This window comes from Pseudomonas viridiflava, assembly GCF_900184295.1.
Classification (GTDB): domain Bacteria; phylum Pseudomonadota; class Gammaproteobacteria; order Pseudomonadales; family Pseudomonadaceae; genus Aquipseudomonas; species Aquipseudomonas viridiflava.
This window is the reverse complement of the sequence record NZ_LT855380.1, coordinates 1,800,867-1,825,562: the sequence shown is the minus strand read 5'-3', so window position 1 is coordinate 1,825,562 and position 24,696 is coordinate 1,800,867. Positions and strand designations below refer to the sequence as shown.

The following is a 24,696-nucleotide window of genomic DNA, read 5'->3' as shown; positions in this document are numbered from 1 at the left end:
TGATCATATTCCAGCCCAAAATCCGCACACTGGAGAAAAATCTTATTTCTCAACGGAAGTGCGTCTGCCGTGGGGTGACACTCAACAAGTCATACCCACAGAATTCATGGAAGGGTCCAACCCTAATCGCATGAGATTCTGGGAAAAAGTAGAGACAACAATGAAAGAGCAACTGACTAACGGAACTTACACTGCTCCATACTATGAAAGAACAGACGTTCACCTCAGATATGATCATGAAGTTTTTAGATTTGCCCTCTTGCCATTTATATCGCAACTATGGATATACATGCTGCAACTAGGAAAAATTGGATGCATTCTGCTTTCACCCATACTCGTGATTGCACACTTCGCTTTCATATCGGAATCAAGCAAGCCCTGGCAAGAGGTTACGATCGAGCTATTCCAGGAAGTCTATCCAGTTTTCCTCGGGCTACCCTTACTTTGCTGGGGAGCAGGCTATATTGTCGTAAACTATTTACCCAGCATCTGGTTCCGCCCCCCCAAAGGCCCCCTCTGGGAACTGAACCGCCGAACGGGTCTGGTGACTATCTTCGGCTACAAGCGCCACCGAAAAGAAGGTGTGATCGATGAATTCGTTGCGCCTTTTTATGAGTTCGACGCCTACATGATCACCACACGGGATCGCTATGGTACGTACTACGGCCTGCTGCTACGTCACCGTTATCAAAAACAGCAAATCAACTTTCACTCACTGTTCATCGCTGACGATTTCAAACAACGGCCCTGTGCGTTATGGGACTTCTTTCAGAACTACATGGATACCAGTCGTCCCCTACCTGACATTCCATACTTCGAAGCCCATCGACATCTGGACCCTGTAACAGCCAAATACGACAAGGAAAACGGCCGCAATCCACGCTACTGGATCGACATGGAAGACGACACGTTCAAGCAGCGGGTCGATGCGATGTGGCAGCGTATCTATTCCATTGACACGTTTACACGGCCGAACCTGATGAAAAAAATGTCAGCTATAGCGATTGAGCATTTATGAGTACGACAAAGAGTAACCCACGCTATTACGGATCACAGGCCTACAAGCCTGGCAGTATCCCTGAACAAAAATCTTGTCTGAGGCGTAAGCCATTCGGTTCCACCTCAGTTCGTCTACCTTGGGGCTAAACCCAACAAGTGACATCGGATGGAGTCATGGAGCAGTCAAGCCCTGTGAGTATGAAACTTTTGGAAAACACAGCAAAAGAGAACGAAAGACAGAAAGCAGAAGGAACCTATGTCCGCAAACCCTTCGAGGATGTAGAACTTCATCAAAAATATGACCACGAAATTTTTAGATTCGCGCAATTACCATTCACATCTCAACTCTGGATTTACCTTCTGCAACTGGGAAAAGTTGGATGCATAATATTTCCACCCATACTTGTCTACATACATTTTCTTTCTATATATCAATCTAGAGAACCTTGGCAAGCTGTTACCTTTGAGCTACTCCAAGAGGTCTACCCAATATTCCTCGGAATACCCCTATTCTGCTGGGGGATAGGTCACATCGTCGTAAACTATTTCCCTAAAATCTGGTTCCGCCCTCCCAAGGGCCCACTCTGGGAGCTGAACCGCCGGACAGGTCTGGTCACGATCTTCGACTACAAGCGCCATCGAAAGGAAGGCGTGATAGACGAGTTCATCGCACCGTTCTACGAGTTCGATGCCTACATGATTACCACCCGTGATCGTTACGGCCCCTACTACGGATTGCTGCTCCGCCATCGTTATGAAGACAGGCAGATCAACTTTCATTCGCTGCTTGGCCCTGACGACTTCAAACATCGTCCCTGCGCGCTGTGGGATTTTCTGCAGAACTACATGGACGTCAGCCGCCCGATCCCGGACATCCCGCTGTTCGAAGCCTACCGGCATCTGGACCCTGTCACAGTAAAATACGACAAGGAAAACGGCCGTAACCCGCGCTACTGGATCGACATGGACGACGACACGTTCAAGCAGCGGGTCGATGCAATGTGGCAGCGCGCGTATGCCATCGACACGTTTACACGGCCAAATCTGATGGAACGCTATGTCAGTTACAACGATTGAAAGGCATCAGAAAAACGAGAACACGGGAGCGAGTACTAAGCGCTCCCGTCAAACTCACTCGGCCCGCGGCACTGTAAACCGGAACTCACTGCCCTTGCCTACCTCACTGTTGGCTGCCAGCACCCCGCCATGGGCCTTGATGATGCCTTGCGAGATGTAGAGGCCCAGTCCGGTGCCGCTCGGGTTGCCTTCCTTGACGGTCCAGTAGCGTTCGAAGATGTGTGGCAACTGGTCGGGCGGGATGCCTTCGCCGGAATCGCGCACGGTGAAGACGATTTCTTCACCATTGGACATCGCCGCAACGCCGATCCGACCCAGCTTGGGGGTGAACTTGATGGCGTTGCCGATCAGGTTCGACAACACCTGGAACAGGCGCTCGGGATCAGCCTTGACCTTGAGTTCCGGCTCGGCGTTGAAAGAAATATCGATGGACTTGTCCATCGCCAGCGGCGCGAGCAGCGAATAGGCTTCCTCGAAGATCTGACTGACTTCCAGCGACTGCGGCGTGATGGTGTAGCGACCCGCTTCGATTTTGGATGTATCGAGCAGATCCTCAAGCAGCACGTTCATGCGGCTGGCGGCCTGCTGCATGGTGTCGATGGCCGAGGAGATGCGACGTGAAGTGTGCGGGCCGTCGGAGCTGAAGGACTTCTGCATCATGCCGCACAGCATCGAGATCACCGTCATGGGGTTGCGCAGGTCGTGGGATACCACGGCCACCAGCTCATCGCGGGCGCGCACGGCTTGCTGCTCACGGGTGACCTGACGCGCCAGGTCGTCTTCCAGCGCAGAACGACGCAGGTCGTTAGCTGCAAACAGATCGCCATGGCTCCACTTGGTCGCGATGCCGGTCATTTCGACTTTCCAGATCTCGAACGAGGTACGAGGCCGGAGGTGCATGCCGACGTCGGAGCTTTCCAGATTCAGAGGTTTGGCCGGATCGCCGCTCCACTCAATGCTTTCCTTGACCTCGGGGCGGAACCAGATCACGCCATTGTCCACCGGCTTGGGCAGGCTCATGGCGAGCACGCCGCTGGCGATGGCCTGATAGGCCTCGGCAGGCGGGTAAACACTGGACAATTGATGGCTGGAGAACACGGGCTCGCTGCCGGACATCATCCACTTGTGCAGCGCGCGGATATCCGCTGGCTCGGGACAGATCCCATAGCACTGCATCTGACGGTCCTCAATGATTGCCACACCGGTCGCACCGACCAGCTCCATCAGCAACTGCGGCTGTTGAGCCAGCCCGTCAAACACGTTGTCTTCGGCGGCGACCATCGATTGATGCAGACGGCCGAGCGTCAGCAATTTGGTCTCGCGCTGACGGCTGACGTCGAGCGCTTCCATTGCACTGATCTGCAGGGACAACACCTGACCGAGCGCCTGACAGGCGCTGCGCAGTTCGTGGGAAATGTACAGCGGTGTGCGGTGACCGCAACTGATCAGGCCCCACAGCTTGTCACCCTGGATCAGCGAGACGCTCATCGAGGACAGCACGCCCATGTTTTTCATGTACTGGCAGTGAATCGGAGAAACACTGCGCAGCGTCGAGAAGCTCAGATCGAGTTGCTGATGGGTGTCCGGGCGCAGTTGTGGCACCAGCGGTACCGGCGTGTAGTCGGCATCGGGAATAATGCGCAGCCAGTTGCGGCGGTACAGTTCACGCGCCTGCTCGGGAATGTCGGAAGCCGGGAAAAACAGGCCGTTGAACAACTCCATGGCCGGAGAGGAGGCTTCGGCAATTACCTGACCGTGCCCTTCTTCCTCGAAGCGATAGATCAGAACGCGGTCGTAACCGGTCATTTTCTGCACTTCACGCACGCTGATTTCGTAGAGCGTCTGCAAATCCCTGGCGGCGTGCAACTGGCGCAACATGCGGCCCAGATTGCCCGTGCGCTCCAGGTAACTGACGGCCTGGGCCTCCTTGTCCTGGATTTCGAGTTCCAGAACCAGCGCGTCCTGGCTGCGGTGCATCATGGCTTCGAACTCGATGCCGTTGACGTTGATGAGCAGGCGCGGCGCGTCGACGAAGGATTCATGAGCGCTCGCGCTCCTGATGACATCGGTCCAGCCGGCACCCAGCGCTTTTTCCAGCGATTGGCCAATCACCTGCTGCGGTTCAAGCCCCAGTACAGTATGAACGTTGGCGCTTACCTGAAGCACGGTCAGACCGGGTTCTGTCAGAGTAAACAACAGACCATGGGGCTGAATGGCGCCCGGAAACTGGATAGGTTCATCAGCGCAATTGGCCAGGAGCGCTTCAAAAGCGTCCTTGTCGAGTTGGCTCATAACAGTACCTCTTGACCGTCGAGCCAGTGCTCGAAACATGCAAATGTGGAATGCGCCGCCTGCGCTGCAGCTGCATTGAAAACAATGTCGTTCGGGACATTGTCCAGATAATCCAGAAACACCTTCCAGCGCGGTCCGGTGTCGGCGCCATAAACATTCAGAAATGCGGCGCCGTTTTGCTCATTCAGCCCGAGGCGTTTATCCACCTCGCGTCGCAAAACCTGCCCACCGAGTGTGGCACCTTCGAGCACATACAGCACGCCCAGACACGCTGCCGGGGAATCGATCGCGGGCAACCTGGAACAGAGCGCAAGGCGCTCGATGTTCTGATCAGTCATGCCCAGCGCCCGCAGGTCTTCAACCAGCACGGGAGTTTTGACCCTTTCGTGCGGGACGAGTTCTGCCGGAACCAGCGCACTGGTTCGCAACGCCGACTCGAGTGGTGAATAAAACCCGTAATAGGCCTGCAGCAAACGGAGGTAAAGAGCGGCATCCAGACTGGAAGAGAAAAACGGCATGCGTTTTTCAAGGTGACGGTGTAATTGACTGGTTTCAGAACGAAGTGCATCGAGCAACTTCGAGGGTGTAGCGAAGGAAAACTTTGCCGGCATCCAGTAAGGCTCTCGAAGGTTCGATAAGGCAGAAAAAACGCGTCCGAGCGAAAAGTGACGGACAAAATACAGATTGAATGCGAAAGCGGACAGTTTTTTTCCGAATTGCCGATGAAATACAAAAGTTTTAAATGACGACCATAAGGCAATGCGTGCCGGTTACTCGTAACACCAGCAAGCATTGCCTGTTGGAACTCAGACGTTTCGGGTCTGGTATTCGATCGTCAGATGCGAGATCTCGTGTACGTGGCTGAGTCTGCCACGGATCACGGCGGCAGGCACTTTAATATCAGCGAGCACGCTGACAATCGCTGCATGGGCCTGGGGACCGACCCGCCAGACATGCAGATCGATGATGCTCACGTCTCCGGCGGCTTCCACAATTTCGCGGATTTCACCAGCCACGTGCTCATCAGTCACGTCCAGCAGGACACGGGAACTGTCCTTGATCAGGCCATACGCCCACTTGGCGATGACGCACGCGCCGACGATGCCCATCAGTGGATCCAGCCAGACCCAGCCCAGATAACGCCCGGCCAGCAGCGCCGCGATGGCAAGCACTGACGTCAAGGCATCGGCCATGACGTGCAGATAGGCCGAACGGAAGTTGTTGTCGCCATGATGGTGGTCGTGATCATGGTCTTGAAAGCGCCCGTGGTCATGATGCCCATGCGCGTGGCCATGTCCGCCCGACAGTAAAACGGCACTCAGCACATTGACCACCAGACCGATAACAGCGATCACGGTGGCTTCGCCAAAGGCAACGGTGGTCGGCTGAAACAGCCGGACCAGCGACTCGATGCCGATGCCCAGCGACACCATGGCCAGAATGAGCGCCGATGCGAACCCGGCAAGGTCGCCGACCTTGCCGGTGCCGAAACTGAACCTGCGGTTGTGGGCATTACGTCGTGCGAAAGCGTAGGCACCGGCTGCGATGCCCAGCGCTCCGGCATGGGTCGCCATGTGCAGGCCGTCCGCAAGCAGCGCCATGGAACCGGTGATATAACCCGCCACAATCTCGACCACCATCATGGCAAACGTCAGCGCCACGACCCACAGCGTACGGCGAGCGTTGCGGTCATGGGCTGCGCCGAGAAATACGTGGTGATGGGGTTGAGCGGCCGCGTGGCCGTGATGTGCGTTACTCATCGCAAGGCTCCTTGCACGACGGGTGTCATTTGGAATAACGACGGATGGCTTCAAGCAATTCTTCCAGGCCTTGCGCCCGCGCCTCGTCGCTCAAATCGGGATGCGCCACATGCTCGCGGGCATGGGCTTCGATGATCTGGTCCAGCAAACCGTTGAGGGCACCACGGGTGGCTGCCACCAGGTGCAACGTCTTGCCGCAATCGGCATCGCCTTCCAGATGGCGCTCGATGGCCTGTACCTGTCCGGCAATGCGCCGGACACGTTTGAGCAGATCCGCCTTGTCGTCGATCATGTGCGCCATACCATACCCCCCCTACCTATATAGGCGAGGATGTTAGGCGCATTGGAGGCGAGAGGCAAACGCCAGCCTGCAAACGACAAAGGCTGGCGTAAAAAGGGTCAACGCACGTTCTGGTACAGCATCATCCGTGATGTCTCATGCAACCCGCGAGTCAGGTCGCGTAGACGCTCGAACTCTTCAGGGTGCTGCTCGGCGACATTGTCCAGCGGCGTAGGCGACGCCAGATCGTGCAGCGTCGGGGAACTACCGTCGTGCTCCATCTGCAGCAGATAATGTTGCGTCACACCGCCGATCAAAGGGAACGTCCCTTCGCGCAGCACCAGCGGCACGACGCGTTCGCCTTCCGGTGCAGGCTGTTGAATGTCGCGCCCCATCGCCCCGTTGCTGAACGGCATCCCGGCCATGCCCGCAAGCGTCGGCAGCAGATCGGCAAGGCCCACCGCTTCGTTGATCACCCGCGTGCCGAGCAGGCCCGGCGCGTGGATCAGCATCGGCACGTTATTGCTCTCCAGCCCCAGTTGCTCGAAAGCAGGCGCCATGTGCGGGATCTGACTGATGCGGGTGTTGTGATCGCCAAACAGCACGAAGATGGTGTTTTCGTAATAACCACCGGCCTTGGCCAGCTCCATCAGCCGACCAATGTTGAAGTCCAGCAGGCGTACCGCGTTGTACTGCTCGACGCTGCGTGAGCCGGCGGCCTGAACCTGCTCCAGGGTCTTGTCACTGACCTTGAAGCCGTCGTTGTCTTTCGGGATGGTGAACGGCCGATGATTGCCCGCCGTCTGCACGTAGGCGAAGAACGGTTTGTCAGCGGGCAAGGCGCGCAGGATACGGTCGCTTTCCTTGAACAGGTCCAGATCGGAAATGCCCCAGACGTCCACCTGAGGTGATTTCCAGTCGCGCTCATCGTACAGACGCACGTCATCGATGCTGCGCCGGATCAGCGCGTTCATGTTGGCCCAGCCGGAGTTGCCGCCAATCATGTACAGCTTCTCGTAGCCCTTGAAGTCGTTGATGATCGTCTTCTGCCGCGTGATCAGCGGATGGCGCGTGGCGGTCTCCTGGCGGGTGACGTCGGGAACGCCGGTAATGCTCGCCCAGACTGTTTTCGCCGTGCCGGTGACAGGCACGTAGAAATGCTTGAAGAACCAGCTCTGGGTCGCAAGATGGTCCAGATTCGGCGTCGGATTCAGCGGATTGCCATACGCGCCGACGGCACTGGTGCCCAGCGATTCCAGCATCACGAACATCACGTTCGGCGGTCGATCACCCGGCAGGCGATAAGGCTGCACCGGTTGCTGACGGGTAAAGTTCGGAACGCTCACATCAGGCTTGTCCACACCCAGGTAGCGAGCGACGACGTCGTAATGCTCGCGCACCTGTTTTTCGTCATAGCGCGACTGAGCGACTTTCAACGTGTCGTACAGAAACAGCGCCGGGTTGAGCCCCAACGCCGCCACCTGACTGTTACCGGAAAAGAATGCATCGCTCCAGCGCAGCGGCACCGGGTTTTCCAGATTGAGGTTTTCGACCCGCCCCAGCAGCCCGAGAAAGGTTGCACACACCATCACGGCCGACACTGCAGCAATCGATAAGCGCGTCATCGGCCTGGCAGCGCGCGCCAGCGTCACCCGCTCAAGCCTGATCAGCGCCCAGCCCATCAGCGCAACGACCAGCAGCCAGCCAACGGTAATCCAGAGCACCGGGTAGGTCTGCCAGAGCATGTCGCGGGAGATCTGTGCGTCTTCCAGGTAACGCAGCACACTGGCGTTGAGCCTCACGCCGAGATAAGCGTAGTGGCCGAAATCGACGATGTAGACCATGGTCAGAATCGCCAGTGCCAGCACCAGATAGACCCGCACCACCCAGCGCAGCGACGGCATGCGGATCAGATTCAGGCGTGGCAGCCAGAGCAGCAACGCCACCGGCAGCATCAGCAGCAGCGACAGGCGCAGGTCGAAGCGGAATCCAATGCCCAGCGTCTGCAGCACCTCGCCGCTGGTGAACAGTGTGCCGGGTTCCACGCCCGAAAAACCGTAAAAGAACACCATCCGCAACACGGCCAGCAACACAAACACCAACCCGATCGCGCCCAGCCAATAACTCAGGCGTCGTGATTGCAACCCACTCATTCTCTTCCCTCTAGACAGCACTGGCAGACAAGCCAGTCGGGCGATTGCGCCCCATGGCCCTGCGATAGACATAACGAACGGCGACACACACCAGCGCAACGCAGCAATACAGCGCCAGCAACGGGTCGATCAGGTAGTCCCAATAGTTTTCCGACGGCTTGATCCGGAACGTGAACGCCAGCGTGGCAGCGCTTAACATCACCACGCCCAGTACGTTGCGCAGGCAAACCAGCCCCAGCGCAATCACCGCCACTATGATGATCATGGTCCTCGGGTTGTAGCCCCAGCGGTATGGATCGAAATAGGTCAGCCCCAGCGTGGCCGGATACAGCGCCAGCGCCATAGCCGCGAACACCAGCAACACCACCAGACGATGCGAGGCGGCCATCGGCTTGATAACACCCAGCCGGTTCAGCGTCAGCCAGGCCAGCACCACCAGACTGCTGATGGCCAGGTCGTCGGTCAGGCTACGGGCGTAGGCCGCCATGGTCAGGCCGTTCACCGAAATCACGCTGAGCAGCGATGTGGCGGTCAGCAGACCGCACCGCCACCACAGCGATGACGTCAGGGGTGCGAGCAGAATGAACAGCGTCCACGCGAACGCCAAGTGAGCCAGTCCAAGCGCGATCATAAGAGGTGCTCCGCCAGCCAGGCCTCATTGAAGCTGACATGTTTGATAAAGGTGTTATTCCACGAGTAGACCAGGTGATACAGACCCTCGGGACTGCGGATGAAGTACGGGTATTCGTATTCGAAGTCACAACCTTGCGGCGAGCAGACGCGCTGGTCGAGGTTGCTCAGAAACTCGGCTTCCATCGGCTGACGACGTGCGCCGCTGGAGCTTCTGAAGCCTTCACCGATCACCTCTTTGTAGGCTTCCAGCGAGAACGGCGTGCCCAGCGGATCGGGGGATTTATCCAGATCGATCACCGGCCGCCAGATGTCCATCTGCTCGTCGGTGCCATACAGGCTGAGTTTGAAACGCCCTTCCCGCAGGTCGTTCAAGGCCACCAGCAAACCCTTGCCGGGCACACCGACCGCCGCCAGCGACGAGTTGGGATTGCTGGGCGACAACGGATGCGGCTCGCTCCAGGTCTGCCCGCCGTCTTCGGTGCGGCTGGCCAGCACGCGGTGATGGGTTTCACCGGCATAACGCAGCAGCGCCACAGCGCGCTGCCCGTCCAGCGGCACAACGGTCGGCTGCAAGGAGTTCTTGCCACGGCTGATGCGAAACTTGTCGATCACATCACCGTCCGGGCTCAGGTACAGGTACTCGGCAAACTTACCGAGAAACTCGTGGTACACCGGCAGACCGATAGAGCCGTCGGCGTGGAACACCGGTGCGGCGCGCACCAGGGTGCTGATATTCAGAAAAGGCGAGGTCACCAATTGACGCGGCGGCGACCAGCTGGCGCCCATATCGCTGGAGACCATCGCATTGACCGTACTGCCCGCCCAGCCGCCTACCGATACCGACACGTAGAACAGCCAGAGGCGCTTGTCGGGGGCCAGCGCAATCACCGGATTGCCCAGCTTGCGGATGTATTTTCCGGTGCCGGACTGGGTTGATTCGCGGGTCGCCAACACGTGCTCGCTCCCCCACTCCTCGGTTGCGGCATCGAAGCGCGAGGTACGGATCTCGACATCGCCAGCGCCTTCACGCGAGCCTGCGAACCATACCGACATCAGGTCGCCGCCGGGCAACGCGGTGACCGCCGAGGAATGCACGAAGTCATCCAGATCGGACGAGGCGAAGCGCGAGCTGTAGGACGCCTTGGGCGCAACGCTTTCCGTATTGACGGTCGGTGTGCTGACCGCAAAGCCGGAAATCCGGTGCAGCGGATGGCTGAGCCACGCACTGATAAAGATCGACACAACGATCAGGCCTGCGCTCCATGCGACCAGGTTTCGGGAAATTACACGCATGAAGGGGCATCACTGTAGTGAAGGTAAGGAAGTAATCGTTTGGTCTGGGTTCAGGGTTGGCTGGCTTAGGAACGCCTATCTTCAGGCAGTGGACGTCGTTTCCCTGTCAGCATCGACAACGGCAGGTTGTCCCGCACCTGAAAGCTTTCGAACAGGGCTGCCGCCATGTGCAGCACCACCAGCGCGCAAAGCGTATTGGCCAGCGTTTCGTGGATCTGCAGCGGCCAGTCGGCACCCCAGAGCGCATCGACTTCCTGCATCAGGAATCCGGTCAGGCCCATGCCTAAGATCAGCGCCATCATCAGGATCATGACCAGCGCACCGAGCGGCGAATGGCCGAGTCGGTGCACGGGCTGGCGACTGATCAGCGAGTGCACATGCGCTCGAAGCCGGGCCGGGGTCGGCCAGAAATCACTCCAGCGCGCACTGTCCGGCCCGACGAATCCCCACACCACTCGCACCACCACCCAGGCCACCGCGTAGTAGCCCAGCCAGACGTGCCAGTCATCACCGGCTTCATTGAAGAAGTAGTTGGCGATGAAGACACCCGCGATCGAGACATGAAACAGCCTGACCACCGGGTCCCAGAGGCGCAGGGACGCCTGACTCATCAGCCCTTGATCTCGGTCTTCACGGCTTTGCCGGTGACCGGATCGTGGTAGATCTCGACCTTGCGCTTGTCCTTGTCGAAGCCATAGATTTCGTAGCAGTTGCCGTCAGTGACCTTGAACTTGCTGATCTCATAACCCTGAGCCTTGAGCTGCTCCTGGAATTTGGCCTGATCCTGCCACTGGGACTTTTCAGCCGTGGTGCATTGCGGACCTGCCAGCGCCAAAGGGCTGGCCAACAACAGGGGAATCAGCAGGACTTTACGCATGGCAAATACTCGCAGGCAGTTAAGGAGCGCTCACTGTGCGAAACGAGTCTTAGGAAAAGCTTAATGCGCAACAGCTGGTAACATCTTCCCGCACGCCCGGCGCTTCGCGAGACCACGCGCTCACTGCATGATGGCGCCCTTCCCCCCACACTCACGGGTCGAAACCTTATGCGTCTGCTTCTTGTCGAGGATGATCGAGCCATCGGCCAGGGTATTCGGGTTGCCCTGAACACCGAGGGCTATACGCTCGACTGGCTCGAAGACGGGCTGAGCGCGCTGCATGCCCTGCGCAGCGAGCCGTTCGACCTGCTGCTGCTCGACCTAGGTCTGCCGCGCATGGACGGTTTTGACCTGTTGCGCCAGTTGCGCGCCGAAGACATCACCTTGCCGGTGCTGATCATGACCGCCCGCGACGGCACCGCAGACCGCATTGCCGGGCTGGATGCCGGCGCCGATGACTACCTGATCAAGCCCTTCGATGTCGAAGAACTCAAGGCCCGCGTTCGTGCATTACTGCGCCGCAGCCAGGGACGCGCGCAACCGCTGCTGGAACACGCAGGCATCAGCCTCGACCCCGCCTCGCAGCAGGTCAGCTACCAGGGCAATGAAGTGCCGATGACGCCAATGGAGTATCAGTTGCTGCATCAATTGATGATCCGCCCCGGCAAGGTCGTGACCCGCGAGCGCCTGTCCAACACCTTGTATGGCTGGCAGGACAAGGTCGAAAGCAACACCCTGGAAGTGCTGATCCACAACCTGCGCAAAAAACTATCCACCGAACTGATCCGCACCGTTCGCGGCGTCGGTTACCTGCTGGAGCTCAAGGGATGACCTCGGTACGCGCTCGCATTCTGGTTCCGGTTTTGCTGCTGTTGCTGCTGGGCGATCTGACCATCAGCCTGCTCGCCCTGCGCGACAGCCATCACGAAATCGAAGAGGTCTACGATGCGCAGCTCGCTCAGAGCGCTCGCCTGCTGCAGGGCGTGCTGCGTCAACGTGCGGCTGGCGAACAGGACCTGGACAAGCTCTATCAGGCGTTCGATCAGGCCATGAGCCGGGTCGGCACCAGTGGCGTGGCGCACCCCTACGAAACCCGCCTGACCTTTCAGGTGTGGCGCACCTCGGGCGAACTGTTGGTGCGTTCGGCCGAAGCGCCGTTACTGGCTGCGCCGCCCAGCGAAGAAGGCTCCCACGACCTGATCGAAAATGGCCACGAGTGGTGCGGCTTTCTACTGGCAGACCCGCAGCAGGGTTTTCTGATCTGGGTGGGCGAGCGCGACGATGTGCGTCAGGACCTGATCCAGCGGATTGTCAGCCACACGCTCTGGCCCGCGCTGATCGGCGTTCCGCTGTTGATCGTGGCCATCTGGCTGGCGATCGGCTGGGGGCTGCGCCCGTTGCAAAGCATGGCGCGCCTGATCAGCCGACGGGATGCCGACAGTCTCGAGCCGCTCGACGTCTCGCCGCTGGCCAAGGAACTGGAACCCATGCAGCACGCGCTCAACAGCCTGCTGACCCAGATCGAGAACGTGCTGGAACGCGAACGCCGTTTCATCGCCGATGCGGCCCACGAACTGCGCACACCGCTGACCATCCTGCGCATCCATGCGCAGAACGCCCGTCAGGCCGAAACCCCGGAACAGCGGCTCGAAGCACTGGATTTCCTGGTTCACGGCGTTGATCGTGCGGCACGCCTGGCCAGTCAGTTGCTGACCATGGCGCGCCTTGAGCCACGCTCGAGCGACAGCCAGTTGACCCGGTTCGAATTGAACACACTGGTGCGCGAAGAGATGGCCGAGCTGACGCCGCTGGCGCTGGAAAAACGGGTCGACCTGGTGTTCGAAGCAGGCGAGGACTGTGTTATCCACAGCGACCCGGCAGCCATCACCATTGCCTTGCAGAATCTGCTGACCAACGCGCTGAACTTCGCACCGCCCGCCAGCGAAATCCGCGTCGCGCTGCACCCGCAGCAGGACGGCAGCGCGTACCTGTCAGTCGAGGACGCAGGTCCCGGCATCGACGAGCAACAGAAGGCGCGTCTGTTCGAACGGTTCTACAGCCAGGGCAACAGCAACGGCGCAGGTCTGGGTCTGGCGATTGTCGACATGATCGTGCGCAAGCTGGAAAGCAGCCTGCACTTGCGCAACTCGGCGCAAGGCGGGCTGTGTGCGGAACTGAGGCTCAAGAGCAGAACCTCTTGAAACGCCGCGTCAGAGCAACACGCGCAGGCACTGGCCTGCGTGGTACAGCGTGAATCCGGCATCGTAAGCCAGGGTCCGTATCGAGCTGCCAGAGACTTTACCGCTGCTGGAAAAACTCACCGGCAGCGCCTGAGCGTCGTTGGTCAGCAGGTAGTCGGCAAAGCACTTGCCCACCAGCGTCCCGGTCGTGACGCCGCGCCCGTTGAAGCCCGTCGCAGCCAGCAGCCCCGGCGCGGGCTCGAACAATCGCAGCAGGTGGTCCGGCGTGAAACCGATGCGGCCGGTCCAGGTGCTTTCCCACTCGACCTTGCCCAACTGGGGAAAGTAATGCTGCTGAATGCGGTCGGCCCATCGACGAATGAACCACAGCGGATAGTTGCCCGCGTTGCCCAGACTGCCCAATACCAGACGCCCCTGCGCATCGCGACGGATGCTGCTGAGCACAGTGCGCGTGTCCCACGAACCCTGCCCGCCGCGCAGAATATCGGCCTGCTCCGCGCCGGAGAGCGGTTGCGAGGCGACCTGATAGTAGTAGCCGGCGAAGATGTGATCCTTGATATCAGTCCACTCGCCTTCGGTGTACGCATTGGACGCGATGATCACTTTTTCTGCGCGCACGCTTCCGGCGGCGGTCGAGACCTTCCAGCCATCGGAGGTGCGTTGCAGACCGGTGACTGACGAGCTGCCAAACAACTGCCCGCCCCGCGCCACCACGTTGAGCGCCATGCCCGACACATAAGCCATCGGATTGACGGTTCCCGCGCGATGGTCAAGCAACGCTCCGGCGGCCTTGTCCGTACCGCAGGCGTCTTCGCAGGGCTTGCCGGTCAGCAACTCGACATGGGCACCCCGGCGCTGCCACTGCTCGGCGCGACTGCGCAAATCGGCAAGACCTTTGGCGTTATGAGCCATGTGCAGGTTGCCGGTGCGGGTGTCCTGGCAATCGATGTTGTACTTATCGATGGTCGAGAACACCAGCGCAGGTGCCGCCCCCAACGCAGTGTTGAGCCGCGTGGCCTCGACCGCGCCCAGCGTCTTTTCCAGCTCGTCGGGCGCAACCCAGGTTCCGGCATTCACCAGACCGACGTTACGCCCGGACCCGCCGTGACCGACCTGATGGGCTTCGACCACGCACACCGACTTGCCGCCCTCCAGCAACTGCAGGGCAGCCGAGAGTCCGGTAAACCCCGCACCGATGATGCACACATCCGCGCTGCACTCGCCGAACAGCGCGGGGCTGACCGGACGCTGCGGCGTCACCTGTTCCCAAAGACACCCTTCACGCAAGTGCGCCATCGAACAACTCCAGCCATGCCCGAATCAATCAAAGACGATGCCCTGAGCCAACGGCAGCTCGCGGGAGTAGTTAACGGTGTTGGTTTGCCTGCGCATGTAGGCGCGCCACGAATCGGAGCCCGATTCACGACCGCCACCGGTTTCCTTCTCTCCGCCGAACGCCCCACCGATCTCCGCACCGCTGGTGCCGATGTTGACGTTGGCGATTCCGCAGTCGCTGCCTGCCGCACTCTGGAAAGCTTCGGCTTCACGCAGGTCGGTGGTGAAAATGCACGACGACAGGCCTTGTGGCACTTCGTTATTCAGACGCAGCGCTTCGTCGAAATCGTCGTAGGCCATCACGTAAAGAATCGGCGCGAAGGTTTCATGGCGCACAACGTCACTCTGGCCGGGCATTTCTGCGATGGCCGGGGTGACGTAATAACCGTTCGGGTATTTGTCCTGCAGTTGACGCTCGCCGCCGAACACCTGGCCGCCCTCGTCACGCGCCTTGGTCAGCGCATCCTGCATGGCCGAGAATGCCTGTTTGTCGATCAGCGGACCGATCAGATTGCCTTCGCGTGGATCACCGACGCGCACCTTGGCGTAGGCGGCCTTGACCCGCGCAACCACTTCGTCCTTGATCGAGCGATGCACGATCAGTCGGCGCAACGTAGTGCAGCGCTGCCCGGCGGTGCCCACGGCGCTGAACAGAATGCCGCGCACAGCCAGATCAAGATCAGCGCTCGGGGCAAGAATCATGGCGTTATTGCCGCCCAGTTCCAGAATACTGCGGCCGAAACGTGCCGCGACACGCGGACCCACTTCACGGCCCATGCGGGTGCTGCCGGTGGCGCTGATCAACGGCACACGCGGGTCGTCCACCAAGGCTTCGCCCGCGTCGCGATCACCGATCACCAGTTGCGCAAGACCTTGCGGCGCATCACCGAAAATCTTCAGTGCCTTGTCGAACAGCGCCTGACAGGCCATCGCGGTCAACGGTGTTTTCTCCGACGGCTTCCAGATCACCGGGTTGCCGCAGACCAGCGCCAGCGTGGTGTTCCAGGCCCAGACGGCAACCGGGAAGTTGAACGCGCTGATCACGCCGACCACACCCAGCGGATGCCAGGTTTCACGCATGTGGTGACCGGGACGCTCGGAAGCGATGGTCAGGCCGTACAACTGGCGCGACAGGCCGACGGCGAAGTCGCAGATGTCGATCATTTCCTGCACTTCACCCAGACCTTCCTGGGTGATCTTGCCCGCCTCGACCGATACCAGCTCGCCCAGTTGAGCTTTGTGCTCGCGCAACACTTCGCCGAAGATCCGCACCAGCTCGCCACGGCGTGGGGCCGGTACAGTGCGCCATTTCAAAAAGGCGTCGTGCGCAGTGTCGATCCGCGCCTGAACCTGAGCGCTGCCTTCCAGCGTGACTGAAGCGATCTGACTGCCATCGATAGGGGTGTGAACGGGATAGTTTCCGTCGGTGTAGGCACTTTTCGCCACACCCAGATTGGCTAACAACTCGGCAACCATGCTGATTCTCCTGTCATGACAAGGGTTGAAATCACTGATGACCCAGTATCGACCTCTTCAAGGGCTGCTCACAAACGACGTTTTCGAACGACATGATTCCTTTCAGGAATGAACTACTGCCTGATCCAGACATTAAAAGCGTCAACTTCCTGAATTATTGGAATGACCCGGTGATTTTATTTCGTTTGTGGCGCATACACCTTGTGCGTTTGGATAGACCATCACGCCATCGTCGCAGAGCCTGTCCATGAGCGAACACATCAGCGAATCCATTTCCTTTGTCCACAGCATGACGCTGTCCCACGGCCGCAATGCGGAAGTCTGGGACACCACCGGCAAGCGCTACATCGACTTCGTCGGCGGTATCGGCGTACTCAACCTGGGGCACTGCAACCCGCAGGTGGTCAAGGCGATTCAGGAACAGGCGACAAAACTGACCCACTATTGCTTCAACGCCACGCCCCACGAGCCCTATCTCCGGTTCATGGAACAACTCATGCAGTTCGTTCCGGTGAGTTATCCGTTGAGCGGCATGCTTACCAACAGTGGCGCGGAAGCGGCCGAAAACGCGTTGAAAATCGTCCGCGGCGCGACAGGCCGCACGGCCGTGATCGCTTTTGACGGTGGCTTTCATGGCCGCACGCTGGCCACGCTCAACCTCAACGGCAAGGTCGCGCCCTATAAACAGAAAGTCGGCGTGTTGCCGGGGCCGGTGTTTCATATCCCGTTTCCCAGCAAGGACAACGGCGTCACCACCGAGCAGGCGCTCAAGGCCATGGACCGCCTGTTCAGCGTCGAGATCGACGTCAACGACGTGGCGTGTTTCATGTTCGAACCGGTGCAGGGTGAAGGTGGCTTTCTGGCCATGGAGCCGGACTTCGCTCAGGCGTTGCGCGCCCTCTGTACCGAAAAAGGCATCGTGCTGATCGCCGATGAAATCCAGTCGGGTTTCGGCCGCACCGGGCAGCGCTTTGCCTTCAGTCGTCTGGGCATCGAACCGGACCTGATTCTGCTGGGCAAAAGCATCGCCGGCGGTATTCCACTGGGTGCCGTGGTCGGGCGCAAAGCGTTGCTCGACAATCTGCCCAAGGGCGGGCTGGGCGGCACTTATTCCGGCAATCCGATTGGCTGCGCGGCGGGCCTGGCGTCGCTGGCACAGATGACCGATGAGAACCTGTCGACCTGGGGCGAGCAGCAGGAAAACGCGATTGTGTCGCGCTACAACGCCTGGCAGGCGAACAATCTCTCGCCGTATCTGGGCAGACTGACCGGCGTGGGCTGCATGCGCGGCATCGAGTTGATGACACCAGACGGCGCTCCGGCCACCCGACAACTCGCCGAACTGCTGACCTCGGCCAGAGAAGCCGGGCTACTCTTGATGCCCAGCGGCAAGTCGCGGCACATCATTCGGCTGTTGATTCCACTGACTATCGAGCTTGAGGTGTTGAACGAAGGTCTGGATATTTTCGAACGCTGCCTGGCGGCGCTGGCCTGACTTGATGACCGATAAAACCGGGAAGAGCACGGAGAGAGAACCCTGATGAGCACCGCACGCTTTGCCAACCCTGACGACATCCGCGCTGGCTTTTCCCGCGCCATGTCGCAGATGTACCAGGAAGAAGTCCCACTGTACGGCACGTTGATGGCGCTGGTGAGCGAGGTCAACGACCGGGTCATGAGCCATGACCACCGCATGCTGGACAGCCTGAGGCAGACAGGCGAAATCCAGCGTCTGGACATGGAGCGCCATGGCGCAATCCGGGTCGGTACTGCGCTGGAACTGGCCACCCTCGCCCGCCTGTTCGCAGTGATGGGGATGGAACCGGTGGGTTATTACGACCTGACGCCTGCGGGCGTGCCGGTCCATTCGACAGCCTTTCGCGCCGTGCATGAAAGCGCCTTGCAGGTCAGCCCGTTTCGCGTGTTCACCTCACTGCTGCGTCTGGAGTTGATCGAGAGCGACAGCCTGCGTGAGTTCGCCCGTCAGGTGCTCGCCAGACGCCAGATATTCACTGCGAAGGCGCTTGAACTCATACAGAAGCACGAGCAGAACGGCGGTCTGGACGAAGCGGACGCAGCCGAATTCATCCAGCAGGCACTGGAAACCTTTCGCTGGCACAACACGGCCACGGTGTCACTGGGAGAGTACCAACAGCTCAACGCACAGCACCGCCTGATCGCTGATGTGGTGGCGTTCCGGGGTCCGCACATCAACCACCTCACGCCGCGCACGCTGGACATCGACGCAGTGCAGGCAGGCATGCCCGGCAAAGGCATCACGCCCAAGGCCGTGGTCGAAGGCCCGCCCCGCCGTCGCTGCCCGATCCTGCTGCGCCAGACCAGCTTCAAGGCACTGGAAGAGCCGATTACGTTTGTCGGTCAGGGCACTCAGGCGTCCGGCAGCCATTCGGCACGCTTCGGCGAAATAGAACAGCGCGGCGCGGCACTGACGCCCAAGGGTCGCGCACTGTACGACCGGTTGCTGAACGCGGCACGCGATGAGCTGGGCGAGTTTCCCAACGAAGCCAATGCTCTGCGCTATTCGGCGCTGATGGAAAAAGCTTTTGAAGCGTTCCCGGACACCTACAGCGAGATGCGTGCCGAAGGGCTGGCTTACTTTCGCTACTTCCCGACCGAACATGGCCTTGCTGCGCACGTCGAGGCAGGCGCTGACCTTGAGCAACTGATTCATGAGGGTCATGTGCGCTTCGAGCCATTGGTGTACGAAGATTTTCTGCCGGTCAGCGCGGCGGGCATCTTCCAGTCCAATCTGGGCGATAACGCGCAGGCACACTATGCGATCAGTTCGAACCAGGAAGATTTCCAGCAGGCACTGGGGCGTCAGACGCTTGATGAATTGAAGCTGTATGCCGAGACCGAGCGCAGGTCGCTGGAAGAATGCAAGAAGGCGCTGGGGCTTTAGACCGCCAAAAGCGGACGCGGAGCGTCCTGAGAGGCGTTACCACGCAGAGCGTGGGAACGATCATCATCAACAAGTCCGCCTCAACACTGATCGTGCCCATCGCTCCTCGTGGGCATGCATCCTGTGACGCTCTGCGTCACATTCCTGCGCTGCAAATACGTCCCGAGTCTGCCCTTCAGTGTTCTCTTTAACGCAACGATAAATAAAATCCGCAATATTGGTGTGCAACCTCCTGCTATGCATACTGCGATGGCGCGAGGGCATCAATTGCTCCGCTCGAAAGGCTCGAAGCAGCCTGGGTCCGGTCAATTCGGGCCTTATAAAAAGACTAGGCCGGATAACGGCCTCCATGACTCCATGGACTTCCAACGCTGCCCTGGCGCGTCGCTGCGCCTACCTGAAAAAACAGAATAACGATTGATAAGGCCTTAAAAAGGTCATTCAGCAGGCAAGGGGATCATCATGCAAAACTCACACGCTGCCGTCGTGGGCGACAAGCAGGCCGTTTCTTCGACGGTCAAGCTGTACGTCTGGGCCGCCGTCATCCTCGTCATTGCCGAATCCATTGGCGCCATCAGCATTCCGCTGGGCCCTGGCAAGGTGGTCCTGCTGCCGATGGTCTGGGCCTTGCTGCTGGGCGCAATGATCGGCATTGCCAGTCGGCGCATGCCGGGCACGATAGGGATCGATCACCGTACGCAACTGCGCTCCGCGTCCATTCTGCAACCTGCCCTGTTGATCTTCATTGCCAAGCTGGGTCTGGTGGTCGGCGGCTCGCTGCCGGTGGTGTTCGCCTCGGGCTGGGCGCTGGTGTTTCAGGAATTCGGGCATTTTGTCGGCACCGTGATTCTCGGCCTGCCAGTGGCGCTTATGCTGGGGATCAAGCGTGAAGCGATTGGTGCGACCTTCTCGGTGGGACGCGAACCCAGCCTGGCGATCATTGGTGAGCGCTATGGCATGGATTCCCCGGAGGGACGCGGCGTGCTCGCCGAGTACCTGACCGGCACGCTGTTCGGTGCGCTGTTCATTGCCATCGTGGCCGGTTTCATTGCCAGCCTGAATATTTTCCATCCCAACTCGCTGGCGATGGGTTCCGGCATCGGCTCTGGCAGCATGATGGCGGCCGCTGCAGGCGCGATTGCGGCTCAGCAGACGCCGGAAGTGGCCAAGGAAGTCATGACCCTGGCGGCGGCGTCGAACCTGATCACCACCACCATCGGGACCTACTTCACCCTGTTCATCTCGCTGCCGCTGGCGGTCTGGGGCTATCGCGTTCTCGAACCGCTGATCGGCCGTACCACCAAGGCCTCCATGGCCGATGACGGCCTGCGTCACAGCGATGTGTCGCTCGACGTGCCTGAGCTGGGCTGGTCGGGCAAGGTCAGTGCGTGGCTGGCCGCCGGTGCGCTGGCATTGATCGCCAACTATGTCGGCTACAAGACGCTGTCCGCCGATGCTTTCACCGGCATCGGCATCATGGTCTTCTGCGCGTTTATCGGCGAAGCCCTGTGCAGCCTGATTCGCCGCAAGATTCCGGCCGTGTGCATGGTGTCGCTGGTGGCGATGTTCCTGACCTCCCCGGCTTGCCCATGGGCAGCGGAGATTGCGCGCCTGACCAGCTCGATCAACATGCTGGCGGTGATCACGCCGATGCTGACCTTCGCCGGTCTGTCGATTGCCAAGGACCTGCCCGCGTTTCGCCGTCTGGGCTGGCGGATCGTGCTGGTGTCGTTCCTGGCCAACTTCGGCACCTTCATCGGCGCCGTGATGATCGCCGAGATGTTTCATTGATTTGATGGTTGTCGCTGATCGTTCCCATGCTCCGCGCTCATCGTTATACACAGGTCTGCCTCAACACTGATCGTGCCCATCGCTCCGCGTGGGCATGCCGCCCATGACGCTCCGCGTCACAAATGGCACAGATTGCGGATCCAGTGAGCCGAGCGCATGACGTGAATAACGCTGGAGCTTGGGCACATCTGCGCCACATTCGAGAGCGGACGCGGAGCGTCCTGAGCGGCATTCCCACGCGGAGCGTAGGAACGATCAGCGTGATCTCAAGCACGCCGATCATGCCCATGCTTGGGCTCAGCGTTATACCCGAGTCTTGTTGCGACCACGGACTGTGGGAGGCGGCTTGCCGGCGATGCTTTTTCTGAAGCGACCTATCAGTGACTGAACGGACGCCCTCGCCGGCAAGCCGCCTCCCACGGGGTATGCATTCAGTCAGTCACTTTCGGTTTGCCCCCCGTTTTGCGCGTCTTGCGGACTTGTGTATAACGATGAGCGCAGAGCATCGGCACGATCAGTTTCACGCCTCATTCACCAACCAGTCATGCACCGCACGGCGTGCCGGGGTATTAAGAGCGCCTTCGCGGTAGGCCAGCACATATTTCTTGCGGGCCTTGATCGGTTGCCCGAACGGCACGATCAGCGAGCCCTGTTCAAGCTCATCGGTGATCAGTGCCTTGCGGGCGATGGCCACGCCCATGCCCATACGGGCGGCGTCGATGGTCAGGTGGTTGCGGTTGAACGTGTGGCCACGGCGCACGTCGATGCCATCGGCACCAATCGCAGTCAGGTAAAACTCCCACTCTGCGTACTCATAGCTGCCGCGCCATGCAGTGATGTCGTGCAGCAGCGGGAAATGCACCAACTGGCTGGGCGTGTCCAGCGGCGGTTTGCCTTCGAGCAGTTTGGGCGAGCACACCGGAAACAGTTCTTCCTCCAGCAACGGCGTGGTCGACAGGCCAGGATAACTGCCGTCGTTCAGGTCGATGGCCAGGTCGAAGTCGTCATCGCGCAACGAGCCACTGCTGTCTTCGGCAATGATCCTCAACTGAATGTCTGGAAACGCTTCCTGCAAACGTGGCAGGCGCGGCATCAGCCACTTGCTCAGAAACGATGGAATGCAGCGCAGTTTGAATACCCCGCCGATCCGACCGGAATACAACAGACGCAGCTCTTCGCTGATGCGGCTCTGCACCTCGTTGGCCACCACTGCCAGACGCTGCCCTTCGGCGGTCAGCTCCAGGCCGCGCCCGACCCGATGGAACAGCGCAAAGCCCAGCCGTTCTTCAAGCTGACGCATCTGCTGGCTGATCGCACCCGGCGTGACGTGCAGCTCCTCGGCGCAGCGCGTAAAGGAAAGGTGTCGTGCCGCACAGGCGAAGACCTGTAACCAGGCGTGCATCTGTGCGTTGAAAATTCTGCTCATTGAAGAGTTCCGCTAAAGCGTTGCATAGGAACAATCGTTTGTCGTTTCGACCGCTGAAGCCAAAGATGAAAGCCAGAAAGAAGGAGTTTCAACTCCTCTGCATCATCTCATTTGAAGGACCACCGTGATGGCTATCAGCGTCTTCGACATGTTCAAAATCGGCATCGGGCCGTCCAGTTCGCACACCGTCGGACCGATGCGGGCCGGAGCGCTGTTCGTCACTGACCTGCGCAACCAGGATCGTTTGCACAGCGTAGAACGTGTTGAGGTGCGATTGTACGGCTCTCTGTCCGCGACCGGCATCGGTCATGGTAGTGATCGTGCGACGGTGATGGGGCTGATGGGTGAATGGCCGGACCAGATCGACCCCAGCCAGGTCAACCAGCGCATCGACGCGCTGCGTGCCGACGGTCAACTGCTGCTGGCCGGTGAACAGCCGATTACCTTCGTCTGGGAGCGAGACATGTGCCTGCTCGAAGAGAGCCTGCCCTACCACCCCAACGGCATGACGCTGTGCGCGTACGGCAAGTCGGGCGAGCTGTACGAGCAGACCTACTATTCAGTCGGCGGAGGTTTTGTGATCGATGCCGCACAGGCAGCCAGCGGTGTGCTGGATGCCGATGACACCGTTCTGCCTTACGACTTCTCCAGCGGCGCGCAATTGCTGAGACTGTGCAAGACCCACGGCCTGAGCATCTCCGAACTGATGATGGCCAACGAAAAGGTCTGGCGCAGCGAAGAAGAAATCCGCTCGCGCATCATGGTTATCTGGGCTGCAATGCAGGCCTGCGTCAACAAAGGTCTGCTCGAGACGGGCATTCTGCCCGGCGGCCTGAACGTGCGCCGTCGTGCCTATCGCCTGCATCAGAGCCTGCAAAACCTCGACAACCCGAACGTGATCGGCTCGACCCTCAGCGCCATGGAGTGGGTCAACCTGTTCGCGCTGGCGGTCAACGAAGAAAACGCTGCGGGTGGCCGCATGGTGACGGCTCCGACCAATGGCGCGGCCGGGATCGTGCCCGCCGTGCTGCATTACTTCATGAAATTCAAACCCACGGCCAACGATGACGACGTGGTGCGCTTCTTTCTGAGCGCTGCCGCTGTCGGCATTCTGTGCAAGAAAAACGCCTCGATCTCGGGCGCTGAAGTGGGCTGTCAGGGTGAAGTGGGTTCGGCCTGCGCCATGGCCGCTGCAGGCCTGGCGGAGATTCTCGGGGCGACGCCCGAGCAAGTGGAAAACGCTGCTGAAATCGGTCTGGAACACAACCTGGGCCTGACCTGCGACCCGGTCGGCGGACTGGTTCAGGTGCCGTGCATCGAGCGCAACGCGATTGCCGCCGTGAAGGCGATCAACGCCGCGCAGATGGCCCTGCGTGGCGACGGCGAACACTTCATCTCGCTCGACCATGCCATCCGCACCATGCGCGACACCGGCGCGGACATGCACGATAAGTACAAGGAAACCTCACGCGGCGGCCTGGCGGTCAATCTGATCGAGTGTTGATCCGTATCACGGGCGCCTCCAGGCGCCCGTGGAGTGTCATCGAGAAATCAGTGTCGAAGCGGAATAGACAATCCCGCCGGTCGCAATCAACAAAAGGGTAATGCTGGAGACGAGTTCGATCTTGCGCTTGTACTTCATCGCCAGCTTCTGACGCATGAGGAAGATATAGGCGAACAGGATCGACAGGTCGATGATGATCCACAGCACTGACAATACCGCGATGCTGCCCTTGAACGACTGCGTCACGTGAATGAACTGGGGGAAAAACGAGACAAAAAAGATGATGTCCTTGGGGTTTGAAATGCCCACCAGAAACCCCGTCACCAGCCCACTGTGCCGCGTGCCGCTCTGGACCGGAGTGCCGACAAATTCAGGTTCGTTGCGCAGCGCATGCTTCAACGCATCCACTGCCAGATAAGCGATGAAGAAACATCCCACCAGACTGATCCAGTTGAGCAGACTCGCGCTGATCGACAGCGTACCGGTCAGGATCAGCGCCGCAACCAGTACCAGTACCAGCGAAGCCCAATTGGTGCCCAACGCCGTGAGCATGGCGCGCCGGGGTCCCGACACCAGACTGGTATTGACGATCAATGCCACGACCGGACCCGGCGTAATGATCAACATGAACACGCTGAACATGTAGATCAGCAACAACGAAATATCCATAACCTGT

21 protein-coding genes are annotated in these 24,696 nt (G+C 59.6%); 8 read left to right on the top strand and 13 right to left on the bottom strand.

The genetic code is table 11. From position 1 onward, the window contains the following. Nucleotides 1–106 precede the first annotated feature (106 nt). Together CFBP1590_RS08665 and CFBP1590_RS27850 are read left to right on the top strand one after the other, a co-directional pair. Nucleotides 107–1,018, top strand: a complete 912-nt coding sequence (locus CFBP1590_RS08665; protein WP_088236381.1) for a hypothetical protein — start codon at nt 107–109, stop codon at nt 1,016–1,018. A gap of 155 nt (nt 1,019–1,173) precedes the next feature. After that, entirely contained in the window at nt 1,174–2,076 is a 903-nt protein-coding gene (locus CFBP1590_RS27850; protein ID WP_167383084.1) for a hypothetical protein, read from the top strand. 54 nt (nt 2,077–2,130) lie between these two features. On the opposite strand, the gene CFBP1590_RS08650 is transcribed toward CFBP1590_RS27850, so the two are convergent. From CFBP1590_RS08650 to CFBP1590_RS08610, 9 genes are all read right to left on the bottom strand, one after another. After that, nucleotides 2,131–4,368: an ATP-binding protein gene (locus CFBP1590_RS08650; protein WP_088234853.1), complete on the bottom strand. Its 2,238-nt coding sequence runs from the start codon at nt 4,366–4,368 to the stop codon at nt 2,131–2,133. Continuing rightward, complete coding sequence (locus CFBP1590_RS08645) at nt 4,365–4,979, bottom strand: biliverdin-producing heme oxygenase (RefSeq protein ID WP_088234852.1); 615 nt, start codon at nt 4,977–4,979, stop codon at nt 4,365–4,367. Before CFBP1590_RS08645 ends, CFBP1590_RS08650 begins: the two co-directional genes overlap by 4 nt. Nucleotides 4,980–5,174: 195 nt before the next feature. Then, nucleotides 5,175–6,128, bottom strand: a complete 954-nt coding sequence (gene dmeF, locus CFBP1590_RS08640; RefSeq protein WP_088234851.1) for a CDF family Co(II)/Ni(II) efflux transporter DmeF — start codon at nt 6,126–6,128, stop codon at nt 5,175–5,177. 25 nt (nt 6,129–6,153) lie between these two features. Further along, entirely contained in the window at nt 6,154–6,420 is a 267-nt protein-coding gene (locus tag CFBP1590_RS08635; protein WP_004880654.1) for a metal/formaldehyde-sensitive transcriptional repressor, read from the bottom strand. A 107-nt stretch (nt 6,421–6,527) separates the two neighbouring features. Beyond that, nucleotides 6,528–8,561, bottom strand: coding sequence for an LTA synthase family protein (locus tag CFBP1590_RS08630; protein WP_058432597.1), 2,034 nt, complete (start codon nt 8,559–8,561; stop codon nt 6,528–6,530). A gap of 10 nt (nt 8,562–8,571) precedes the next feature. Continuing rightward, nucleotides 8,572–9,192 carry a hypothetical protein gene (locus CFBP1590_RS08625; protein ID WP_043306562.1) on the bottom strand — a complete coding sequence of 207 codons (621 nt, stop codon included), beginning with the start codon at nt 9,190–9,192 and terminating at the stop codon, nt 8,572–8,574. Continuing rightward, nucleotides 9,189–10,487 carry a sialidase family protein gene (locus CFBP1590_RS08620; protein ID WP_004880647.1) on the bottom strand — a complete coding sequence of 433 codons (1,299 nt, stop codon included), beginning with the start codon at nt 10,485–10,487 and terminating at the stop codon, nt 9,189–9,191. The genes CFBP1590_RS08625 and CFBP1590_RS08620 overlap by 4 nt, the downstream gene beginning before the upstream one ends. Nucleotides 10,488–10,552: 65 nt before the next feature. Continuing rightward, nucleotides 10,553–11,098, bottom strand: coding sequence for a cytochrome b/b6 domain-containing protein (locus CFBP1590_RS08615; RefSeq protein ID WP_029243613.1), 546 nt, complete (start codon nt 11,096–11,098; stop codon nt 10,553–10,555). Beyond that, complete coding sequence (locus CFBP1590_RS08610) at nt 11,098–11,364, bottom strand: PepSY domain-containing protein (RefSeq protein ID WP_029243614.1); 267 nt, start codon at nt 11,362–11,364, stop codon at nt 11,098–11,100. Before CFBP1590_RS08610 ends, CFBP1590_RS08615 begins: the two co-directional genes overlap by 1 nt. Before the next feature lie 168 nt (nt 11,365–11,532). Between CFBP1590_RS08610 and CFBP1590_RS08605 the strand changes: the two genes are divergently transcribed. Both CFBP1590_RS08605 and CFBP1590_RS08600 read left to right on the top strand, forming a co-directional pair. Further along, nucleotides 11,533–12,195 (top strand): response regulator, encoded by a 663-nt coding sequence (locus CFBP1590_RS08605; RefSeq protein ID WP_088234850.1) that lies wholly within the window; start codon nt 11,533–11,535, stop codon nt 12,193–12,195. Next, on the top strand, nt 12,192–13,565 hold the full coding sequence (locus CFBP1590_RS08600) for a sensor histidine kinase (protein WP_004880640.1): 1,374 nt from the start codon (nt 12,192–12,194) through the stop codon (nt 13,563–13,565). The genes CFBP1590_RS08605 and CFBP1590_RS08600 overlap by 4 nt, the downstream gene beginning before the upstream one ends. Nucleotides 13,566–13,574: 9 nt before the next feature. Here CFBP1590_RS08600 and amaA read toward each other — a convergent pair whose 3' ends face one another. Together amaA and amaB are read right to left on the bottom strand one after the other, a co-directional pair. After that, nucleotides 13,575–14,861 carry an L-pipecolate oxidase gene (amaA, locus tag CFBP1590_RS08595; RefSeq protein ID WP_088234849.1) on the bottom strand — a complete coding sequence of 429 codons (1,287 nt, stop codon included), beginning with the start codon at nt 14,859–14,861 and terminating at the stop codon, nt 13,575–13,577. 24 nt (nt 14,862–14,885) lie between these two features. Continuing rightward, the gene (gene amaB, locus CFBP1590_RS08590) at nt 14,886–16,376 is read right to left on the bottom strand and encodes an L-piperidine-6-carboxylate dehydrogenase (RefSeq protein ID WP_088234848.1); all 1,491 of its coding nucleotides are present in this window, start codon (nt 16,374–16,376) and stop codon (nt 14,886–14,888) included. 247 nt (nt 16,377–16,623) lie between these two features. On the opposite strand from amaB, the gene CFBP1590_RS08585 reads away from it, so the two are divergent. The 3 genes from CFBP1590_RS08585 to CFBP1590_RS08575 all read left to right on the top strand — a co-directional run bounded on the left by CFBP1590_RS08585 (nt 16,624) and on the right by CFBP1590_RS08575 (nt 21,090). Continuing rightward, complete coding sequence (locus CFBP1590_RS08585) at nt 16,624–17,871, top strand: 2-aminoadipate transaminase (RefSeq protein ID WP_088234847.1); 1,248 nt, start codon at nt 16,624–16,626, stop codon at nt 17,869–17,871. 45 nt (nt 17,872–17,916) lie between these two features. Beyond that, the gene (gene hglS, locus CFBP1590_RS08580) at nt 17,917–19,299 is read left to right on the top strand and encodes a 2-oxoadipate dioxygenase/decarboxylase HglS (RefSeq protein WP_088234846.1); all 1,383 of its coding nucleotides are present in this window, start codon (nt 17,917–17,919) and stop codon (nt 19,297–19,299) included. Between the two features lie 462 nt (nt 19,300–19,761). Beyond that, complete coding sequence (locus CFBP1590_RS08575; RefSeq protein WP_088234845.1) at nt 19,762–21,090, top strand: DUF3100 domain-containing protein; 1,329 nt, start codon at nt 19,762–19,764, stop codon at nt 21,088–21,090. Between the two features lie 520 nt (nt 21,091–21,610). On the opposite strand, the gene CFBP1590_RS08570 is transcribed toward CFBP1590_RS08575, so the two are convergent. Beyond that, nucleotides 21,611–22,516 (bottom strand): LysR substrate-binding domain-containing protein, encoded by a 906-nt coding sequence (locus CFBP1590_RS08570; protein WP_004885903.1) that lies wholly within the window; start codon nt 22,514–22,516, stop codon nt 21,611–21,613. A 127-nt stretch (nt 22,517–22,643) separates the two neighbouring features. Here CFBP1590_RS08570 and CFBP1590_RS08565 point away from each other — a divergent pair, with 127 nt between their 5' ends. Continuing rightward, complete coding sequence (locus CFBP1590_RS08565) at nt 22,644–24,020, top strand: L-serine ammonia-lyase (protein ID WP_025995110.1); 1,377 nt, start codon at nt 22,644–22,646, stop codon at nt 24,018–24,020. A 36-nt stretch (nt 24,021–24,056) separates the two neighbouring features. Here CFBP1590_RS08565 and CFBP1590_RS08560 read toward each other — a convergent pair whose 3' ends face one another. After that, complete coding sequence (locus tag CFBP1590_RS08560; RefSeq protein ID WP_029241161.1) at nt 24,057–24,689, bottom strand: LysE family translocator; 633 nt, start codon at nt 24,687–24,689, stop codon at nt 24,057–24,059. Nucleotides 24,690–24,696: the final 7 nt, after the last annotated feature.

Excerpts from the sequence above, each read along its gene's own strand:
- CFBP1590_RS08570 (WP_004885903.1), bottom strand. The coding sequence starts at position 22,516 with ATGAGCAGAATTTTCAACGCACAGATGCACGCCTGGTTACAGGTCTTC.
- CFBP1590_RS08605 (WP_088234850.1), top strand. The coding sequence starts at position 11,533 with ATGCGTCTGCTTCTTGTCGAGGATGATCGAGCCATCGGCCAGGGTATT.
- amaB (WP_088234848.1), bottom strand. The coding sequence starts at position 16,376 with ATGGTTGCCGAGTTGTTAGCCAATCTGGGTGTGGCGAAAAGTGCCTAC.
- CFBP1590_RS08575 (WP_088234845.1), top strand. The coding sequence starts at position 19,762 with ATGCAAAACTCACACGCTGCCGTCGTGGGCGACAAGCAGGCCGTTTCT.
- CFBP1590_RS08600 (WP_004880640.1), top strand. The coding sequence starts at position 12,192 with ATGACCTCGGTACGCGCTCGCATTCTGGTTCCGGTTTTGCTGCTGTTG.
- CFBP1590_RS08560 (WP_029241161.1), bottom strand. The coding sequence starts at position 24,689 with ATGGATATTTCGTTGTTGCTGATCTACATGTTCAGCGTGTTCATGTTG.
- CFBP1590_RS27850 (WP_167383084.1), top strand. The coding sequence starts at position 1,174 with ATGGAGCAGTCAAGCCCTGTGAGTATGAAACTTTTGGAAAACACAGCA.
- CFBP1590_RS08620 (WP_004880647.1), bottom strand. The coding sequence starts at position 10,487 with ATGCGTGTAATTTCCCGAAACCTGGTCGCATGGAGCGCAGGCCTGATC.
- hglS (WP_088234846.1), top strand. The coding sequence starts at position 17,917 with ATGAGCACCGCACGCTTTGCCAACCCTGACGACATCCGCGCTGGCTTT.
- CFBP1590_RS08615 (WP_029243613.1), bottom strand. The coding sequence starts at position 11,098 with ATGAGTCAGGCGTCCCTGCGCCTCTGGGACCCGGTGGTCAGGCTGTTT.
- CFBP1590_RS08645 (WP_088234852.1), bottom strand. The coding sequence starts at position 4,979 with ATGCCGGCAAAGTTTTCCTTCGCTACACCCTCGAAGTTGCTCGATGCA.
- CFBP1590_RS08610 (WP_029243614.1), bottom strand. The coding sequence starts at position 11,364 with ATGCGTAAAGTCCTGCTGATTCCCCTGTTGTTGGCCAGCCCTTTGGCG.
- CFBP1590_RS08630 (WP_058432597.1), bottom strand. The coding sequence starts at position 8,561 with ATGAGTGGGTTGCAATCACGACGCCTGAGTTATTGGCTGGGCGCGATC.
- amaA (WP_088234849.1), bottom strand. The coding sequence starts at position 14,861 with ATGGCGCACTTGCGTGAAGGGTGTCTTTGGGAACAGGTGACGCCGCAG.
- CFBP1590_RS08565 (WP_025995110.1), top strand. The coding sequence starts at position 22,644 with ATGGCTATCAGCGTCTTCGACATGTTCAAAATCGGCATCGGGCCGTCC.
- CFBP1590_RS08585 (WP_088234847.1), top strand. The coding sequence starts at position 16,624 with ATGAGCGAACACATCAGCGAATCCATTTCCTTTGTCCACAGCATGACG.
- CFBP1590_RS08635 (WP_004880654.1), bottom strand. The coding sequence starts at position 6,420 with ATGATCGACGACAAGGCGGATCTGCTCAAACGTGTCCGGCGCATTGCC.
- dmeF (WP_088234851.1), bottom strand. The coding sequence starts at position 6,128 with ATGAGTAACGCACATCACGGCCACGCGGCCGCTCAACCCCATCACCAC.
- CFBP1590_RS08650 (WP_088234853.1), bottom strand. The coding sequence starts at position 4,368 with ATGAGCCAACTCGACAAGGACGCTTTTGAAGCGCTCCTGGCCAATTGC.
- CFBP1590_RS08665 (WP_088236381.1), top strand. The coding sequence starts at position 107 with ATGGAAGGGTCCAACCCTAATCGCATGAGATTCTGGGAAAAAGTAGAG.
- CFBP1590_RS08625 (WP_043306562.1), bottom strand. The coding sequence starts at position 9,192 with ATGATCGCGCTTGGACTGGCTCACTTGGCGTTCGCGTGGACGCTGTTC.